Annotated in this window: 15 protein-coding genes; 6 read left to right on the top strand and 9 right to left on the bottom strand. The window is 61.7% G+C overall.

Going from position 1 to position 17,055, the window contains the following annotated elements; all coding sequences use genetic code 11:
- Window positions 1–19: 19 nt before the first annotated feature.
- The 3 genes from ACYVGC_RS13825 to gcvT all read right to left on the bottom strand — a co-directional run bounded on the left by ACYVGC_RS13825 (window position 20) and on the right by gcvT (window position 2,599).
- Window positions 20–253, bottom strand: coding sequence for a 2-phosphosulfolactate phosphatase (locus ACYVGC_RS13825; RefSeq protein WP_460584423.1), 234 nt, complete (start codon window positions 251–253; stop codon window positions 20–22).
- A 347-nt stretch (window positions 254–600) separates the two neighbouring features.
- Window positions 601–1,320, bottom strand: a complete 720-nt coding sequence (locus ACYVGC_RS13820) for a 2-phosphosulfolactate phosphatase (RefSeq protein ID WP_460584422.1) — start codon at window positions 1,318–1,320, stop codon at window positions 601–603.
- 166 nt (window positions 1,321–1,486) lie between these two features.
- On the bottom strand, window positions 1,487–2,599 hold the full coding sequence (gene gcvT, locus ACYVGC_RS13815) for a glycine cleavage system aminomethyltransferase GcvT (RefSeq protein WP_460584421.1): 1,113 nt from the start codon (window positions 2,597–2,599) through the stop codon (window positions 1,487–1,489).
- 105 nt (window positions 2,600–2,704) lie between these two features.
- Between gcvT and ACYVGC_RS13810 the strand changes: the two genes are divergently transcribed.
- The 3 genes from ACYVGC_RS13810 to ACYVGC_RS13800 all read left to right on the top strand — a co-directional run bounded on the left by ACYVGC_RS13810 (window position 2,705) and on the right by ACYVGC_RS13800 (window position 5,188).
- Window positions 2,705–3,076: a CZB domain-containing protein gene (locus tag ACYVGC_RS13810; RefSeq protein WP_460584420.1), complete on the top strand. Its 372-nt coding sequence runs from the start codon at window positions 2,705–2,707 to the stop codon at window positions 3,074–3,076.
- An 18-nt stretch (window positions 3,077–3,094) separates the two neighbouring features.
- The gene (locus ACYVGC_RS13805; RefSeq protein ID WP_460584419.1) at window positions 3,095–4,654 is read left to right on the top strand and encodes a sensor histidine kinase; all 1,560 of its coding nucleotides are present in this window, start codon (window positions 3,095–3,097) and stop codon (window positions 4,652–4,654) included.
- Between the two features lie 78 nt (window positions 4,655–4,732).
- A complete protein-coding gene (locus tag ACYVGC_RS13800) occupies window positions 4,733–5,188 on the top strand; it encodes a response regulator (protein ID WP_460584418.1) in 456 nt (151 codons plus the stop codon).
- A 115-nt stretch (window positions 5,189–5,303) separates the two neighbouring features.
- Here the strand turns inward: ACYVGC_RS13800 and ACYVGC_RS13795 are convergent, their stop codons facing one another.
- The 4 genes from ACYVGC_RS13795 to ACYVGC_RS13780 all read right to left on the bottom strand — a co-directional run bounded on the left by ACYVGC_RS13795 (window position 5,304) and on the right by ACYVGC_RS13780 (window position 8,842).
- Entirely contained in the window at window positions 5,304–5,876 is a 573-nt protein-coding gene (locus ACYVGC_RS13795) for a ribonuclease HII (protein WP_460584515.1), read from the bottom strand.
- Window positions 5,877–6,063: 187 nt separating this feature from the next.
- Window positions 6,064–7,680: a hypothetical protein gene (locus tag ACYVGC_RS13790; protein WP_460584417.1), complete on the bottom strand. Its 1,617-nt coding sequence runs from the start codon at window positions 7,678–7,680 to the stop codon at window positions 6,064–6,066.
- A gap of 267 nt (window positions 7,681–7,947) precedes the next feature.
- Window positions 7,948–8,358, bottom strand: coding sequence for an EVE domain-containing protein (locus tag ACYVGC_RS13785; protein WP_460584416.1), 411 nt, complete (start codon window positions 8,356–8,358; stop codon window positions 7,948–7,950).
- Window positions 8,359–8,374: 16 nt separating this feature from the next.
- Entirely contained in the window at window positions 8,375–8,842 is a 468-nt protein-coding gene (locus ACYVGC_RS13780; protein WP_460584415.1) for a hypothetical protein, read from the bottom strand.
- Window positions 8,843–9,054: 212 nt separating this feature from the next.
- Between ACYVGC_RS13780 and ACYVGC_RS13775 the strand changes: the two genes are divergently transcribed.
- Both ACYVGC_RS13775 and ACYVGC_RS13770 read left to right on the top strand, forming a co-directional pair.
- The gene (locus tag ACYVGC_RS13775) at window positions 9,055–10,770 is read left to right on the top strand and encodes a helix-hairpin-helix domain-containing protein (protein ID WP_460584414.1); all 1,716 of its coding nucleotides are present in this window, start codon (window positions 9,055–9,057) and stop codon (window positions 10,768–10,770) included.
- Window positions 10,771–10,850: 80 nt separating this feature from the next.
- The gene (locus tag ACYVGC_RS13770) at window positions 10,851–11,819 is read left to right on the top strand and encodes a glycosyltransferase family 9 protein (RefSeq protein WP_460584413.1); all 969 of its coding nucleotides are present in this window, start codon (window positions 10,851–10,853) and stop codon (window positions 11,817–11,819) included.
- Here the strand turns inward: ACYVGC_RS13770 and ACYVGC_RS13765 are convergent, their stop codons facing one another.
- Both ACYVGC_RS13765 and ACYVGC_RS13760 read right to left on the bottom strand, forming a co-directional pair.
- Window positions 11,820–12,119, bottom strand: coding sequence for a DUF2695 domain-containing protein (locus ACYVGC_RS13765; RefSeq protein WP_460584412.1), 300 nt, complete (start codon window positions 12,117–12,119; stop codon window positions 11,820–11,822).
- 26 nt (window positions 12,120–12,145) lie between these two features.
- Window positions 12,146–14,125, bottom strand: a complete 1,980-nt coding sequence (locus tag ACYVGC_RS13760) for an OmpA family protein (protein WP_460584411.1) — start codon at window positions 14,123–14,125, stop codon at window positions 12,146–12,148.
- Between the two features lie 311 nt (window positions 14,126–14,436).
- Between ACYVGC_RS13760 and lon the strand changes: the two genes are divergently transcribed.
- Complete coding sequence (gene lon, locus ACYVGC_RS13755; protein WP_460584410.1) at window positions 14,437–16,944, top strand: endopeptidase La; 2,508 nt, start codon at window positions 14,437–14,439, stop codon at window positions 16,942–16,944.
- Window positions 16,945–17,055 lie beyond the last annotated feature (111 nt).

The following is a 17,055-nucleotide window of genomic DNA, read 5'->3' as shown; positions in this document are numbered from 1 at the left end:
TTACAACACGTAAAACGTCCTACCCCTTCACCAGCTTCTCGCCGTCCCACAGCGGTAGTATCTCGGGATGGGTATCGACGTGCATGCAAAACGTGAAGTCGTCGTGGGCCTCCAGGGCGTTGAGGCGGCGCACGGCGGCCGATTGCAGCAGGTACTCGGGCCAGGTGGGCTTGGCGTCTTGCCAGAGGTGCAGGGCGGCCAGCACCGCATCGGAAGAGGCAATGTCGAAGCCCAATGGGGCCAGGCGCGTCAATAGCCACCATCTACCTTTACGCTAAGCGCGTTTAGGTAGTCCCCAATGGCCAGGCGGTAGCCTCTGAAAAGAGGAAACCCCGACCGTTGGCGCGGCCGGGGTTTCGATGCGGGGTTCGGACACAACCCAACATCATACTCATGACACGGGACAACGCGAACAAACTACTGCAAAAATGGTGTAAGCCAGTTTTGCTGGAGATTTTGAAAGGTGCGGCAAAAGCTATCGGCTTCTACCTCATCGCTCATTTCCTCCGGTAGTTGGGATGGGCACCGGCCGGGAGGCCGGTGCCTTTCTTTTTGCTCGTGTTACAAATATAACGCGCCGCGTTGAAAAAGCGTTGCCCCCTACCCCTTCACCAGCTTCTCGCCGTCCCACAGCGGTAGTATCTCGGGATGGGTATCGACGTGCATGCAAAACGTGAAGTCGTCGTGGGCCTCCAGGGCGTTGAGGCGACGCACGGCGGCCGATTGCAGCAGGTACTCGGGCCAGGTGGGCTTGGCGTCTTGCCAGAGGTGCAGGGCGGCCAGCGCCGCATCGGAGGAGGCAATGTCGAAACCCAGCGGGGCTAGGCGCTCGGCCAGCGCGCCGCCAAAGAGGCTGTCTTCCAGGCAGAAGCTACCTTTCCAGCCGGCGCACACCACCAGCACGTCGCGGCCCTGCGCCACGCAGAAGTCGGCCACGGCACTCAGGTTGAGAAAGGCCCCGCACACAATGGCCTGGGCGGCCAGCGAGCGGCGCAGCGCCATGGTGCCGTTGGTGGTGCTGATGGCCAGGGCGCGGCCCTGCACCGCAATTTTGCCATCCAGAAAGCCAAAGGGCGAGTTGCCGAGGTCGAAGCCGGCGGCGGCAATGCCGTCGCGCTCGGCGGCCGTGATGCAGCCCGTGTCGCGGCCCAGGGCGGCGCACTCGTCGAGGGTGGCGGTGGGAAACACCTCGGTTACGCCCTGCGCCAGGGCCGTCACGATGGTGCTGGTGGCGCGCAGCACATCCACGATAACGGCCACGCGGCCGCGCAGGTCATAGAGCGGTAATAAGTCGGGCGAAAAGCAAACGTCGAGCTTCATAATGTACTGTTTAGTAGATATTTATAAAAAAACGTCATGCTGAGCTTGTCGAAGCATCTCTACCACGCCGCTTGGTTACTAACCCCAGCGGCGTGGTAGAGATGCTTCGACAAGCTCAGCATGACGTTCTGTATTTTCAGGTATTTTCTGTCAAAAACAAGCCGCCCTATGCTTCCTCGGTGCCGGGCACCAACGGCAGCTTGGCCACGGTAGCGGGCAGGTTTTTGCCGCGCACTTGCACAAAAATCTGGGTGCCGGGGGTGGCCAGCTCGGTTTTCACGTAGCCCAGGCCCACGCCCTTGCTGAGGCTGGGCGACTGACCGCCGCTGGTGACTTCGCCGATGCGCTCGCCGGCGGCGTCTACCAGCGGGTAGTGGCTGCGGGGCAGGCCGCCGGGGCCGTCCATCACGAAGCCCACCAGCTTGCGGGTTACGCCGGCGGCTTTTTGGGCTTTCAGGGCTTCGCTGTTGGTGAAGTCTTTGGTGAACTTGGTAATCCAGCCCAGGCCGGCTTCGAGGGGCGAGGTGGTGTCGTCGATGTCGTTGCCGTAGAGGCAATAGCCCATTTCGAGGCGCAAGGTATCGCGCGCGCCCAGGCCTATCGGCTTGATGCCGAACTCCTTACCGGCCGTCATAATCTGCTCCCACACGTGGGCGGCGTGCTCGTTGGGCACGTACAGCTCGAAGCCGCCTGCCCCGGTGTAGCCGGTGGCTGAGATGATGACGCCCGGCGCGCCGGCAAATTCGCCCTGCACAAAGCTGTAGTACGGAATGGCCGTGAGGTCCACATTGGTGAGGGTGCGCAGGGCCGCGGCGGCCTTGGGCCCCTGCACGGCAAAGAGGCTGAGGCGGTCGGAGACGTTCTCCATTTCCACGCCCTGGGTGTTGTGCTGTTGCAGCCAGTTCCAGTCCTTGTCGATGTTGGAAGCGTTGACTACCAAGAAGTAATCGTCCTCGGCCAGCATGTACACGAGCAGGTCGTCCACGATGCCGCCGGTGGCGTTGGGCAGGCAAGCGTACTGGGCCTTGCCGGGCACGAGCTTGCTGGCGTCGTTGCTGGTGGTGCGCTGAATGAGGTCGAGAGCCTGCGGGCCGCGCAGCCGAAACTCGCCCATGTGCGACACGTCGAACATGCCCACGGCGCGGCGCACGGTGTGGTGTTCCTCGAGGTCGGAGGAGTAGCGCACGGGCATGGCGTAGCCCGCAAACGGGACAATTTTGGCCCCCAGCTGCTGGTGGGTGGCGTGCAAGGCAACGGTTTTGAGCGGGGTATCTTCCATGAAAAAGGCGGGGGTGGGCGCGCGGCCAGGTGGCCGGGCGGGGTGGCTACAAAGCTACTTCGCACCCGCACAATGCGCCGGGTGGGCGGGCCTATCTTTGCTGATATGAGCCCCGAAGCTATTAAACAGGATTTTGAGTCTGCCCTAGTCAAGCACTTCTCGTTCAAGGCCCGACTACGCTCCTTTTTGCACGGCAACAGCAAGGATGAGGGGCCCATCCGCGACCCCGACCAGTGCGCCCTGGGCCAGTGGATAGCCGACCGCCGCCAGGGCCTGTACCGCCACCTGCCCGAAATGGCGGAGCTCGACCGCCAGCACCACCTCATTCACCAGCAGGCCAACCGGCTCATGGACCTGCGCCTCTCGGGCCGGCCCGAGGAGGCGCTCTCAGGCTTTGGCGAGGTGCAGGTGCTGGCTGACAGCATTTTGGCCCTGCTTCAAACAATGGAAGCCAAACTGCGTACTGCCCAGGCGTGATAGCACGCCGGGCTACTCATGAAAATTAACCTCACTACCAAGCTCTTCGCTGGTTTTTTACTGCTGCTGGGTTTATTTTCGGCCGTAGTAGTCATCAATTACCGCTTGGCGGGCCAGGTGTTGCGCAATTCGCAGCGGGTGGAGGCCTCGCAGCGCACCTCGGCCGATGGCACCACGCTGCTGCGCAGCATCATCGACATGGAAACCGGCTTCCGGGGCTATTTGCTGCTGGGCAACGAGCAGATGCTGGAGCCCTACTACGCCGGCGAGCGCGACCTGCTACACCGCTTCAGCACCCTGCGCGAAGAGCTGGCCGACGAGCCCCTCCAGCGCCAGCGCCTCGATACCACCCAGCACGTATTTACCCAATGGGCCGCCTATACGCACCTGATGGTGAGCGAGAAACGCGCCGCCCGCACCCGCAACCCCGAGCTGGAAGGCCTCAACGGCATGCCCCACGCCCGGCTGGCCGAGGGCATGTCAGGCAAGCAGCTCATGGATGCCATCCGGTTTCAGATGGCCAATTTTGATGCCACCGAGTTTGCCAACCGCCAAACGCAGCGCCAGCGCCTCACCGACAGCATTACGCGGGCCCAGCGGCTCTCGGGCCTGATAACCGGCCTGGCCCTGGTATTTGGCCTGCTGTGGGCCGTGTACATTGTGCGGCTGCTGGCCCGCCGCCTGCGCAGCATGATTTCGATGGCCCGCGAGCTGGCCGAGGGCAACTACAAAACCCAACTGGTTGATACCGAGCATGATGAGGTAACGGAACTGACCACCGCCCTCAATACCATGGCGCGCACCATCGACCAGAATATCAGCCAGTTAGAAGGCCGCAACCAGGAGCTCGACCAGTTTGCCTACGTGGTATCGCACGACCTGAAAGCGCCGCTGCGGGGCATTGAAAGCGCCTCGCGCTGGATTGAGGAGGACATGGGCAAGGACACGCTGCCGCCCCACATCCGCGAGTTTCTGGCCCTGATGCGGCAGCGCGTGCACCGCATGGAAAACCTCATTACCGGCATCTTGGCCCTGGCGCGGGTGGGCAAGGTGGCCGAGGCCAACGAGGCCGTATTTGTGCGCCAGCTGCTGCGCGAAATCACCGATACCGTAGGCCTGCCCGATGGTATGATTATGGAGTTGCCGTTTTTCCTGCCCACGCTGCCCACCAACCGCACGCAGCTGCACCAGGTGTTCAGCAACCTGATTTCCAACGCCATAAAGTACCACGACAACCCTACTGCGGGCACCATCCGCATTGGCTGCGAAGACCTGAACGACAACTTCTACCGCTTCTCGGTGCAGGACGATGGCCCCGGCATTGCGCCCGAGTACCACGAGCGCATTTTCATCATTTTCCAGACCCTGGTAGAGCGCGATGCCCTCGAAAGCACCGGCGTGGGCCTGGCCATCGTGAAGAAGATAGTGGAGCGGCAGGGCGGCCGCATCTGGGTTGAGTCGGCCGAGGGCGAAGGCGCCACGTTCTTGTTCACCTGGCCCAAAAAGCCGGCCGCTACGCAAAATTCGGGCGCTGCGCAGGCCGTGCCGGCCGCGCAGCTAGCGGCACTGGCCAAGTAGCGGGCATATCCTTTCCAGCTTACTTTTCGTTAGATGGCGAGCTGCCTATACTGGCCAAAGTTGCTTTTCCGTTTACCCATGTCCCCGCTTTCTTCACCTGATTCAGCCAGCATTCTTCTTGTCGAAGACGACCAAATGGACGTCATGAATGTGCAGCGGGAGCTTCGCAAGCAAAACATTGCCGTACCCATGCTGCACGCCCGCAACGGCCGCGAAGCTCTCAATATGCTGCGCGGCGAAAATGGCGAACCCAAAATCAGTCGCCCCAGCCTGGTGATGCTCGACCTGAACATGCCCCGCCTCAACGGCCTGGAGCTGCTCAAAATCCTACGCGCCGACCCCGAGTTCAGCGACCTCAACGTGTTCATTATGACCACTTCCGACCTCGACGTGGACCGTTCGGGGGCTACCGACCTAGGCATCAGTGGCTACATCATCAAGCCCCTTACCTTCGACTCGTTTGGCGGCGAAGGGGGCGGCACCCTAGATGGCTTTAGCTTGTTTTTAGATTTACTGAAGTTAAAGAATAACTAATCAGTCGATTATATAAAAAGCAATTCCGCTGGATTGGTACTGCTCACGCTTCGGCAAGTAGTACTAATCCAGCGGAATTACTTTTTTTGTAATTAATTTGTTGACTATCATTTATTTACAACAAACGAAAGCTCATGCGGTGGTGCGGCGTGGGGCCATGCTCACGGATGGCGGCGCGGTGCGCGGCGGTGGGGTAGCCGGCGTTTTGCGCCCAGCCGTAGGCCGGGTATTCGAGCGCCAGCGCCTGCATGTGCTCATCGCGGAAGGTTTTGGCAAGGATGGAGGCCGCCGCAATGTGGCGAAAGCGGCCGTCACCGCCTACAGCGCAGGTGTGCGCCACGCCTGGGTAGGGCCGAAAGCGGTTGCCATCGACCAGCAGGTGAGCGGCGGGCAAAGCCAGCGCCGCCACGGCCCGGTGCATAGCTAAGTAGCTAGCCTGCGCAATATTGATGGCCGTTATCTCGGCCGTAGAAGCCTCCCCCACGGCCCAGGCCACGGCCTCGGCGCAGATGAGCGTGCGCAGGGCATCGCGCCGGCGGGCGGTGAGCTGCTTGGAATCGTTGAGAAACGGCGGGTTGAAATCGGGCGGCAAAATGACGGCGGCCGCAAACACGGGGCCAGCCAGGCAGCCGCGCCCGGCCTCGTCGAGGCCCGCTTCGTGGGGGTGGCCGGTGTGGGTGGCCAGCAGGCCCGCCGCAAGCGGCTCGGCCGACAGAAACGGCAGCGTGGGTGGTAAGCTGTTAGCTTGTAGCTGCTGGCTGTTAGCTTTCGTTTTAGTAGACAATGAGTTGCCAAAAAGTAATAGAAGCCGGCGCCCTACAGCAAAAGGCGGGCATGCCCGCAAAGGTCGGCTCGCCTTTCTCTTAGCTACGCGGCTAGAAATGCAGCACCTGCAAAAAGAATACCTGGCGCTCCAGGCCGTGCTCGACCTTAATCTTTTGAAAACCACTGGCAATGTACTTGTTACCAACCCAGGGAAACAGGTCGGGCTGGCGCACATCGAGCACCTTTTCGGCACGCTCAGCGGCTCCGGTGAGCAGCTCTACCTTGGTGTCGTTGGGGCCTTCCTCACCCTGATTGATGCGCTTGTAGTGCACCTCATTGTCCAGCATGTAGGCCAGCACCAGGCGGCCATCGGCCAGGGGCAGGGGCTGCACGGCGGCTTCCAGCTCGGAGCGCACCAGGCCGGGGCCGGTTACGAAGGCATTGTCCCACAATAAGTTACCTTTCGCATCGAAGCCACACACCAGCACATGGGTGGTCCGAAAGCCAATGAACGTGCGGTTGGACCCGTAGTTGATATAGGGGTTGTAGCCGTTGAAGGCCCCGAGGGAATTGTGGCCCGTAACGGAGTAAGGGCTCAGCATGCCGCCGCCGTACGATGAGTAGTTGTACTGGGGCGTGTAGACCTCGGCCACGAGCGTGTAGCCGCCGTCGGGCTGGCGCAGCAGCTCGTGCAATAGTAGGTGGTAGTGCCAGTGCAAGGGGCTGGCCTCGCGGGCCTCGCGGCGGGCGGCGCGGCCGCGCAGGCGAGCTTCGTGGGGCGGGTTGAGGTAGTCGAAAAAGTGCCGGAAGCGCTTGAAATCGTAAAAGCGCAGCGCGGGCCGGCTGTCGGGCGCAGCGGCCGTGCGCGTGGTGAGGTCGGTGGCAAACAAACCCTGCGCGTATTGCAAGCCGCGCAGGCCGTAGGTGCCGGCCAGCAGCCGCGCGGTCGTATCCTCGGGCGAGCTGAGCTGGGCGGTGAGCAGGCTGCGCTCGCTCTCGGTTTGCACCAGCTCCGAGTTCAGCAGCTGGCCGTGCTCGGCCGAAAGGCGCTTGAGCAGCAGGCGCTGCTTGCGGCCGTTACTTTGGCTGAGCACAAACTCGGCGCGGCCGGCGGGGCGGTCAGCCACGCTGGTAAGCTCCGTGTTAAGCGGCTCATACAGCGAGGACAGGAACTGAAAGCGCCCATCGGCCACGTTGAGCAGCAGCACGGTTTGGTGCAGCTGGTCGCTGAGGGTAACGTTGACCAGCAGCCGGCCGCCCATGGCCTTGAGGCTCACCACGTCGCGGCTCAGCTTGGTATCGAAGGTTTGGGCGCGCACCTGACCGGCGCGCGCGTCGTAGGCCACGGCCAGCAAGCGGCCCGGCGTGGCCGGCGTCCGAAACAGGGCGTACACCACGCCCGGCTCGGCGCACAGGCGCTGCACTTCGTACTCGGGCGGAATCTCTACGCCCACCTCGCGGCGCAGGTGCAGGTCGGCCCCGTACTGCTGAAATACATACTGGGGCTTGCGGGCCATGCCGGGACCTTCGTGCCGAATGAGCAGTACTACGGCCGTGTCGGCGGGCAGCGCTTGCACCTGCACCTCGTCGTTGTTGGGGTCGAGCAGCAGCTCAGTGCGGGCCTGCTGCTTGGGGGCATCGGGCGGGGGTGGCGGCAGGGGGCGCTGCGCCCATACCCCCAGCGGCAGCAAGCAAAGGCAGCACCCAAAAGTGAAGAAGTGTTTCATAGCTTGCCTCGCAACGCCGCCCAGGCGCGAATAGTTAACGGGCTGTTACGAAGATAAGTAATGAGTAGTGGGTAATTGGTAAGACTTACGCAAAAGCCGTTTGTCCTTACGAGCGCAACGCAGTGGAGCGCGGCAATCGCCCCAGAACAATACCAGAACGATGATGTGCAGGTATCGTTCTGATGTGATTGCCGCGCTCCACTGCGTTGCGCTCGCAAGGACAAACGGCTTTTGCGTAGTCTTACCAATTTACCAATTACTCACCGCCTACCGCTCGCTGAGTTCCAGCACGAGGTCGAAGTCCTCGGGGCGCACGGGCGTGACGGAGAGGCGCGACTGGCGCAGCAAGCCCAGTTGGGCCAGCCGGGGCTCGGCCTTGAGGGCGGCCAGCGACACGGGGCGGGTTAGCGGGGCGTGGGGCCGCAGGTGCACGGCCACCCAGGGGCTGCCCGCCTCGGCGGTGGCATCGGGGGCGTGGGCAGCGTGCACCAGGGCCACGCCTACCACAGCTTTTTCGCTCACACTGTGGTAAAACAGAGCTAAGTCGCCGGGCTGCATGGCTTGCAAGTTATTGCGGGCCTGGTAGTTGCGCACACCCGTCCAGTCGGTGCCGCCGTCGCGCACAAAGTCGGCCCAGGAGTAAGCTTCGGGTTCAGATTTAACGAGCCAATAGTTCATGGCTGCAAAGTTCAGCCTAATTACCGGCTCCCTGGTTGCGAATTATCTCCACGGCGGGCCGCTTACCGAGGTGGCGCAGCCGGAGCACCTGCTTGTCGTAGCTCAGCAGCTCCAGCTCGTAGTCGGGGGCGGCGGGCTCCAGCTCGGGCAGGTGAATGAGCAGGCGGCCGGTGCTGGTTTCCATCCAGGTGCCTTCCTGGGCCACCAAGCCGCCGCCGGCCACGGTGTCGTAGCGCACAAAGCGGCCCGCCGGTCCCAACCGGAAGCCCGGCCGCCCCCCCGGCCGGTAGCGGAAGCGGTAGGTGTTGCGCCGGTAGGTGAGCGTGTCGGCGCGGCTGGCTTCGGGCTCGAGCAGCCACGTGCCGCGCAGGGCCGCCAGGGTGCCGAGGGGCAGCTGGGCCGGATGGTCGGCGCCGGGGCTGCCGCAGGCGGCGAGGGCCAGCAGGCCAGCCAGCAGCCAACGCAGGGGTGAAAAGGAACGCATGAGATGCGCAAGTACGCGAATTCTGAACGGCCCGCCTATCTACTACGGCGTACTTTTGACGTACCAGTTAACCAGTACGCCGTTGGCCAGCCGCTTTGGCTGCCAATGCTTTGGGCAGATTACGACTTTCCAGCAACTATTAAGCAGAAAGCCTGGTAATCAATAGCTTGCCCAAATTGATAACTGTTCCCTGCTAAACTGATACCTGAAAAGTGGATAACCGCGCCCTCATCAAAGCCTTCAAGCTCACGGCCCAGCTGCTGGAGCTGCACGACGAAAACCCCTTCAAAATCAGGGCCTACGAAGGCACCGTCACGGCCCTGGAGCAGCTGGAGTTTCCGGTGGCGGAGGTGGAGCGCCCCGGCCTACCTGACCGCACCGGCCTGAGCAAAACCCAGGCCGCCAAAGTAGCCGAGCTGCTCGACACCGGCACCTTCAAAGAGCTGCAAGAGCTGCTCGACACCACGCCCGCCGGCGTAGTAGAGCTGCTGAATGTCAAGGGTATCGGCCCCAAGAAAGTGCGGGCCCTGTGGCGCGATGCTGGCATCGAAAGCCCCGACCAGCTGCGCGAAGCTGCCGAGGCGGGCCTCGTGGCCAAGCTCAAGGGCTTCGGGGCCAAAACCCAGGAAAGCATTCTGGCAGCCCTAGCTTTCACCGACCAAAGCGCCGGCAAGCTGCTATTCTCACAAGCCGAGCAGCTGGCCAACGACCTCACCGAGCGCCTGCGCCAGGTGCCCGGCGTGACCCAGGCCGCCGCCGCCGGCGAAGTGCGCCGCGCCCTCGAAATAGTGGAAACCGTGGAAATTCTGGTGGCCACGCCCGACCCCGCCTCGCTGCACGCACTGCTCAACGCGGCGCCCGGCCTGCGCGCCGACGTGCGCCGCTCGGGTCCCTGGGCCTGGCGCGGCACCGCCGCCGACTCGGGTGTGGGCATAACCGTGCGCGCCGTGGCCAGCGAAGACTTTGTTAATCAATTGTTTGTGGCTACTGGCAACGAGGCTCACCTCGGTGCGGCCTTGCCTTCGGCCGGGCCCGGCACCCCCGCCACGCTGCGCCAATGGGCTAAACGCGAGGTATTTGCCAGCGAGGAGGCGCTGTATGAGAAAGCCGGCCTGCAATACGTGGTGCCCGAGCTGCGCGAGGGCCTGGGCGAAATCGAGCTGGCCGCCGAGCGAAAGATTCCGATACTGCTGCAAGACAGCGACTTGCGCGGCTCACTGCACAACCACAGCACCTACTCGGACGGTAACCACTCGCTGCGCCAGATGGCCACCTTTCTGCGCGATGCAGGCTACGAGTACCTCGGCATTTGCGACCACTCGCAGGCCGCGCACTACGCCAACGGCCTGGGCCCGGAGCGCGTGCGCCAGCAGCAGCGCGAAATTGAGGAGCTGAACGCCGAGCTGGCCCCGTTCCGCATTTTTAAGGGAATTGAGGCTGATATTCTGGGCGATGGCAGCCTGGACTACGACGCCGAGCTGCGCGACTCGTTCGACTTCATCGTGGCCAGCATCCACTCCAACCTCAAGATGGACGAGCAGCGCGCCACCGAGCGCCTGCTGGCCGCCATTACCAACCCGCACTGCACCATGCTGGGCCACCCCACCGGCCGGCTGCTGCTGCGCCGCGCCGGCTACCCCATTGATTTTAAGGCAGTTATTGATGCCTGCGCCGAGCACCAGGTTATCATCGAAATCAACGCTAACCCCTGGCGGCTCGACCTTGACTGGCGCTGGGTGCGCTACGCCATCGGCCAGGGCGTGCAGCTCAGCATCAACCCCGACGCCCACCACACCAACGGCTACGCCGACATGCGCTACGGCGTGCTGGCCGGCCGCAAAGGCATGTTAACCAAGGATATGACGTTTAACACCAAGTCGGTGGACGAGGCGGCGGCGTACTTCGCAGCGCGGAAACAGCGCTTGTAAAACGGAGTGGCACTCCGTTTACCGTTGAACAAGTCGTTCGCTCGGAAACGGAGTACCACTCCGTTTTACACTTTCTCCTTATGAAAATTCTCGTCCTCCGCTTCTCCTCTATCGGCGATATCGTGCTCACTACGCCCGTGGTGCGGCAGCTGAAAACCCAGCTGCCAGACGCGCAGGTACACTTTGCCACCAAACCTGCCTACCGCAGCCTGTTCGAGGCCAACCCTTATGTGGATAAGCTGCACCTGCTCAGCGGCAGCCTGCGCGAGCTGGTGCGCGAGCTACGCGCCGAGCAATTCGACTTCGTCGTTGACTTGCATAACAACTTGCGCACCAGCCTTATCCGCCTGCAGTTGCCCGGCGTGCCCGGCCAGGCCTTCGACAAGCTGAACTGGCAGAAGTACCTATTGGTGCGCTTCAAAATCAACCAAATGCCGCCCGTGCACATCGTGGACCGCTACCGGGCGGCCGCCGCGCCGCTGGGCATCCGCGACGATGGCGCGGGGCTCGATTACTTTATTCCGGCCAGCCAGGAAGTCGATTTAACAGCCGACTTGCCGGCCGGCTTTCGGCCGTGGGAATACGTGGCGGTGGCCATCGCCGCGCAGCACGCCACCAAGCGCCTGCCCGTAGAAAAGCTCATGGAGCTGGTGCAGAACCTGGCCCCGCGCCCGGTAGTGCTGCTCGGCGGGCCCGAGGATGAGAGTACCGGCCACGTTATTGAGCTGGCCGCCAAGTCGCTCATTTTCAATGGCTGCGGGCGGTTTTCGCTGCACCAGTCGGCGTCGCTGCTACGGCAGGCGCAGTTTGTGGTGAGCCACGATACGGGGCTGATGCACATTGCCGCGGCCTTCAAAAAGGAGATTTACAGCGTGTGGGGCAACACGGTGCCGCAGTTTGGCATGTACCCGTATCGCACTCGCTTTGAAGTACTTGAAGTACTAGGCCTAAGCTGCCGACCGTGCTCCAAAATTGGTTTTGCCCAGTGCCCGCAGGGGCATTTCAGGTGCATGCGCGGGCAGAATTTGCAGCGTGAGTGGCCAGAGTAATTATAGAAAACCTTCGAATTTCTCTTCCACATTAGCTAGGACCTCGCAGTCACAATATCCGCCTTGCTTACCTAGCCACGTTTTCAGCAATTCAAATTGGATGTTGTTCTCTTTTGAAAATTGTTCGGTCGAGCGTAATGTGTCGTCACAGTTGTTAATGAGCGTCTTGTCCAGATAATTAAACAGCCCTTGAAAGAGCGACAGTTGTATAGGCAACCCAGCTAAGAAGGACTCTGCATTTTTTGATTGTAGCTGTTGCGCAAGCTGCTTGCGGCGCGCTTTTTCTTCTGCGGAGGGCATGATGTAATAGTTTGCTAGATACTCTTCTACTTCCAGTCGGCCCCGCCCGCGCCCTTCTCCCCTTCTGGCTTTACCAGCCGAAACTCCACCCTTCTGTTAATGCGCGCGTCGGCCTCGGTTAGCTCGTCTTTGAGGGGCTTACTGGAGCCGTAGCCGAAGCTTTCGATACGGTTGGGAGCCAGCTTGCCCTTGCGCTCCACGTAGCGGCGGATTTCCTCGGCGCGGTCTTGCGAAAGCTTCTCGTTCACCTCGGGGTCGCCGCGGCCGTCGGTGTGGCCCGTGATGTTGAGGCGGTACGTGGGGTGGTCCACCAAAAACAGCGTAATGCGGTCGAGCGTGGGCAGCATGGCCGGCCGAATACCCGACTTAGTGGCCTCAAACTCAATGTTCTTGAAGATGAGCGGCAGCTTATAGTCAATGCTATTGGTGAGCATTGTCATCACGGTATCACCCTTGAGCTCAAACTTCTTTTCGACTGAAAACGCGTCGGGGCTTTGAATGAGCATGGCGTAGTGCGAACCTTCCATCAATTCAAAATCAAACGAGCCATCGGGCCGCAAGTACTTGCTGGCCACCTCAATCCCGTTATCGAGGTCGATGATGCTGACCATGCCTTTGAGGGGCCGGTTGCTCACGGAGTCGAGCAACGTACCGGCTACCTGGGTGGTGGCCAGCGGCTGGGCCTCCATGGGCAGCGGGAAGGAAAACAGGTCGAGGTTTTCCAGGTCCTGAGCCTCCGAGCGGGCATAATAGAGGTTGCTGCTCTGGCTGTCGATGGTGAAGTAATACTCTGACCCTTTGCCATTTACGAGCGGGCCAATATTGCGCGGCTCCTGCCAGCGGCCGCCCACGCGGTAGGTTTTATAAATGTCGAAGTCGCCAAAATTGAGTAGCTGGCCCCGCGAGCTGAAGTACAGCACCTGGTAGAGTGGGTGAAAAAACGGACTCACCTCGCTCTCACGGGTGTTCACTACCGGCCCCATATTCAGGGCCTTGCCCCACTGGCCGTTTTTGCCCTTCACGGTGTAGTAAATGTCGCTGAGGCCGAAGCCGCCGAGCCGGTCGGAGGCGAAATACAGCGTGTCTTCCTTGGGCGAAAGCGTGGGCTGCGAGTCCCAGGCCGGCGAGTTCACCAGCGCGCCCAGGCTTTTGGGGTTGCTCCACTTGCCGTCTTTGCCCAGCGTGGCCGTGAATAGGTCGCAGTTGCCGTGGCACACGGGGCACTCGCAGCGGGCAAAAAATATCGTACGCCCATCGTGCGAAAAGCACGCCGAGCCCTCGTTGTACTGCGAATTGATAGGCTTGGGAAGTGGCTGAGCATCAGACCAAATAGGGCCTTCCTTATGCGACACGTACAAATCTTCGTTCAACTTCACACGTACGCCTTTGCCCTGCTGCCGCTTCGAGCTGAAGAGCAGCATGGTATCGCTCGCGCCTAGGGCGGGGCCGTAGTCCGGGAACTTCGAGTTCACGGCATCGCCCATGTTGGTGTACACGTTTTTGGGTGGGTGAAACGTGTTGACGCTTTTGCGGTACTCCACCACGTCGTAGTACACTTTGAGCGGCACGTAGAGGTCGGCGGTTTTTTCCTCCAGCGAGTCGTAGTAGAGCTGCACCCGCTTGATGTCGGTGCGGTGGTGCTTGAGAGCCAGCCGGAAGTAGGCTTTGGCCAATTCTTGCTGACTGCTATCGCGCTGCACCAGCTGCCCCAAGTGCCAAAGCAGGTCGGTGTTCCGGTAGAAGTTCTCGATGCCAAACTGACCCACGTACTGCGTCAGCAAGCGTCGCGCCATGGCGTACTGCATACGCCGCTCGGCCTTCTGAATAGCTTTGAGCGCTTTTTTATCTTCGTAAAACGCTAGCTTATTGACGTTTGGGAAATCCAGCGTACCATCGTTGCGCACGCGTAGGCGGCGGCTCACGCGGCCTTTCAGCACCCGCTGCTGGTAGGCCGGCCGGGCGGGGGTTGCGGCAGGAGTCGACGTAGCTTTTGCCTTCTTAGACACCGGGCGCTGAGCTTGCGCCGGCCGGGTTGCGCCTATTAAAACCAACCAGCAAAGCAAGCAAATAAGTACTGGATGGCGCATAGGTGGGCAGTAGAGAGCAGCGTAGGTTCGCAAGTTCCTACATAATAGCCATTAGTAGCAAATTGCGATGTCGGCTTCTGCCGAAGTGCGCCGCTTTGGCGGCCCCGGCCGGGCTGGCACGGCCCTTGCCGCCGTGCCGGGGTAGCCCAGCCCTACCTTAGCTGAGTGAAAGTCGGCTGCCACTCTGGCAGCTAGCTCCCGCGCTGGTTGGCCTCTTTTCTGCTTTGCCCATGTCGTTTGATTTGTCTCGCTCCGGCCATCTGGCCGCGGGTGGCCCCGATTCCCCTTCCGAAGCCATTGCCATTATGGCCGCCGACCCCGACCACCTGCTGCCTGCCGCCGACGCGCCCGATGTGCTGGCCCTGCTGCCCGTGCGCAACACCGTGCTCTTCCCCGGCGTGGTGCTGCCCGTGACCGTTACGCGCAAGAAAAGCATCCGGCTGGTACGCAAGCTGGCCGCCAAAAACGAAAAGCTGGTGGGCGTAGTGGCCCAGCGCCACCCCGACGCCGACGAGCCCAACACCGACGACCTGCACCCCGTGGGCACGCTGGCCCGCATCCTCAAGCTCATCGACCAGCCCGACGATACGGTCACCATCATCCTGCAAGGGCAGGTGCGCTTTCAGGTGGGCGAGCAGCTCACCTACACCCCCCAGCTCACCGCCCGCGTCACGTATTTTGAGGAAAAAGCCCTTGACTCCGAGGTAGATGGCGAGCTGGTGTTGCTGCAAAGCCTGCGCGAAGCCGCTGCCAAGGTGCTGGAGCTAACGCCCGAAATCCCGATGGAAGCCCGCGCCATGCTCGACGGCATCCAGTCGCCCGCCTTCCTCATTCACTTCCTGTCGTCCAATGTGCAGCTGGAACTGCCCGCCAAGCAGCAGCTGCTGGAGCTAGCCAGCCCCGAAGCCCAGGGCCGCCTGCTGCTCGAAGCCCTGCTGCGCCAGATTGAGCTGCTGGAAATCAAAAACGACATCCGCACTAAGGTGCACACCGGTATTGATGCCGAGCAGCGCGAGTACTTCCTGCGCAAGCAGCTCAAGACCTTGCAGGACGAGCTGGGCCAGGGCGAAGGCAGCCCCGAAGGCGACGTGGCCGCGCTGCGGCTGCGGGCGCAGTCCAAAAAGTGGTCGGAAGCCACCGCCAAGCACTTCGATAAGGAGTTGAGCAAGCTGAGCCGTCTCAACCAAATGTCGCCCGACTACCCGGTGACGCTCAACTACGTGGAGTTCTTGCTCGACCTGCCCTGGGGCGAAACTACCAAGGACAAGTTCAACCTCAAGAACACCAAGAAAATCCTTGATGCTGACCACTTTGGCCTGGAAAAAGTAAAGGAGCGCATTCTCGAATACCTGGCCGTACTCAAGCTGAAGCAGGACCTGAAAGCGCCGATTCTGTGCCTCTACGGCCCGCCCGGCGTGGGCAAAACCAGCCTGGGCCGCAGCATTGCCACCGCGCTGGGCCGCAAGTACGTGCGCCTGAGCTTGGGCGGCGTGCGCGACGAAGCCGAGATTCGCGGGCACCGCAAAACCTATGTGGGCGCCATGCCCGGCCGCATCATCTCGCAGATAAAGAAGGCCGGCGTGAGCAACCCGGTCATCATTCTCGATGAGATTGACAAGGTGAGCAGCGACTTCCGGGGCGACCCATCGTCGGCGCTGTTGGAGGTGCTTGACCCCGAGCAAAACTCCACGTTTACTGATAATTACCTGGAGGTGGAGTACGACCTCAGCCGGGTGCTGTTCATCGCCACCGCCAACTCGCTCGAAACCATTCAGCCGGCCCTGCGCGACCGCATGGAAATCATCGACCTCACCGGCTACACGCAGGAGGAGAAGGTGCAGATTGCCAAGAAACACCTCTGGCCCAAGCAGTTGCGCGAGCACGGCCTGGGCGAAACGGAAGTTAAAATCAGCGACGCTTCGCTGCACCGCGTGGCCGACGACTACACCCGCGAAAGCGGCGTGCGCAGCCTCGAGCGCCAGCTCGCCGCCCTCACCCGCAACCTGGCCCGCCGCAAGGCCAGCAAGGAGGCGCTACCGGCTCAAATAGAACCTACCGACGTGCAGAAAATCCTGGGCGCCCCCCGCTTCGAGCGCGACAAGGACCAGGACCACGACACGGCCGGCGTAGTTACGGGCCTGGCCTGGACCAGCGTGGGCGGTGATATCTTATTTGTAGAAAGCCTCTTAAGCCGCGGCCGCGGCAAGCTCACGCTCAGCGGCCAACTCGGCGACGTGATGAAGGAATCGGCCATTACGGCCCTCTCCTACCTGCGCTCGCGGGCCGATGAGCTGGGCATCGACTACCGCTTGTTTGAGCAGTACGACCTGCACATTCACTTCCCCGAAGGCGGCATTCCGAAGGACGGGCCGAGTGCGGGCATCGCCATTTTCACCAGCATCGCCTCAGCCTACACCCAGCGCCAGGTGCGCCCGCGCATGGCCATGACCGGCGAAATCACGCTGCGCGGCCGGGTGCTGCCGGTGGGTGGCATCAAGGAAAAGCTGCTGGCCGCCCGCCGCGCGGGCATTGATATGATTATCCTTTCGCCCAAAAATCGCAAGGACGTGGAGGAAATCCCGGCCGAGTACCTCAAGGGCGTGCAGATAAAATATGCTGAGCGCGTCGATGACGTGCTGGCCGTGGCCCTGCTGCCCGAGCTGGTAGCCCGCCCCCAAAAGCTGCCCGTGCGCGACGAAGCTCCCTTACCCGCCGGCCCCAGCGTGGAGGTACAATAGCGCGAGGTTTCGCAAGGTTGAAAGAGGTTTCGCGAGGTAAAAAGAGTGTTTACACGACCACTTTTGACTTCGCGAAACCTCTTTTAACCTTGCGAAACCTCGCGCTAAAAT

The sequence above is a fragment of the Hymenobacter arcticus genome, from assembly GCF_054779975.1.
The sequence above is the reverse complement of the archived record's forward strand: the minus strand, read 5'-3'. Positions and strand labels throughout refer to the sequence as shown.

What these genes read in the sequence shown, in the direction of transcription:
- ACYVGC_RS13820 (WP_460584422.1), bottom strand. Translation starts at nt 1,320, where the DNA reads ATGAAGCTCGACGTTTGCTTTTCGCCCGACTTATTACCGCTCTATGAC.
- gcvT (WP_460584421.1), bottom strand. Translation starts at nt 2,599, where the DNA reads ATGGAAGATACCCCGCTCAAAACCGTTGCCTTGCACGCCACCCACCAG.
- ACYVGC_RS13810 (WP_460584420.1), top strand. Translation starts at nt 2,705, where the DNA reads ATGAGCCCCGAAGCTATTAAACAGGATTTTGAGTCTGCCCTAGTCAAG.
- ACYVGC_RS13805 (WP_460584419.1), top strand. Translation starts at nt 3,095, where the DNA reads ATGAAAATTAACCTCACTACCAAGCTCTTCGCTGGTTTTTTACTGCTG.
- ACYVGC_RS13800 (WP_460584418.1), top strand. Translation starts at nt 4,733, where the DNA reads ATGTCCCCGCTTTCTTCACCTGATTCAGCCAGCATTCTTCTTGTCGAA.
- ACYVGC_RS13790 (WP_460584417.1), bottom strand. Translation starts at nt 7,680, where the DNA reads ATGAAACACTTCTTCACTTTTGGGTGCTGCCTTTGCTTGCTGCCGCTG.
- ACYVGC_RS13785 (WP_460584416.1), bottom strand. Translation starts at nt 8,358, where the DNA reads ATGAACTATTGGCTCGTTAAATCTGAACCCGAAGCTTACTCCTGGGCC.
- ACYVGC_RS13780 (WP_460584415.1), bottom strand. Translation starts at nt 8,842, where the DNA reads ATGCGTTCCTTTTCACCCCTGCGTTGGCTGCTGGCTGGCCTGCTGGCC.
- ACYVGC_RS13770 (WP_460584413.1), top strand. Translation starts at nt 10,851, where the DNA reads ATGAAAATTCTCGTCCTCCGCTTCTCCTCTATCGGCGATATCGTGCTC.
- ACYVGC_RS13765 (WP_460584412.1), bottom strand. Translation starts at nt 12,119, where the DNA reads ATGCCCTCCGCAGAAGAAAAAGCGCGCCGCAAGCAGCTTGCGCAACAG.
- lon (WP_460584410.1), top strand. Translation starts at nt 14,437, where the DNA reads ATGTCGTTTGATTTGTCTCGCTCCGGCCATCTGGCCGCGGGTGGCCCC.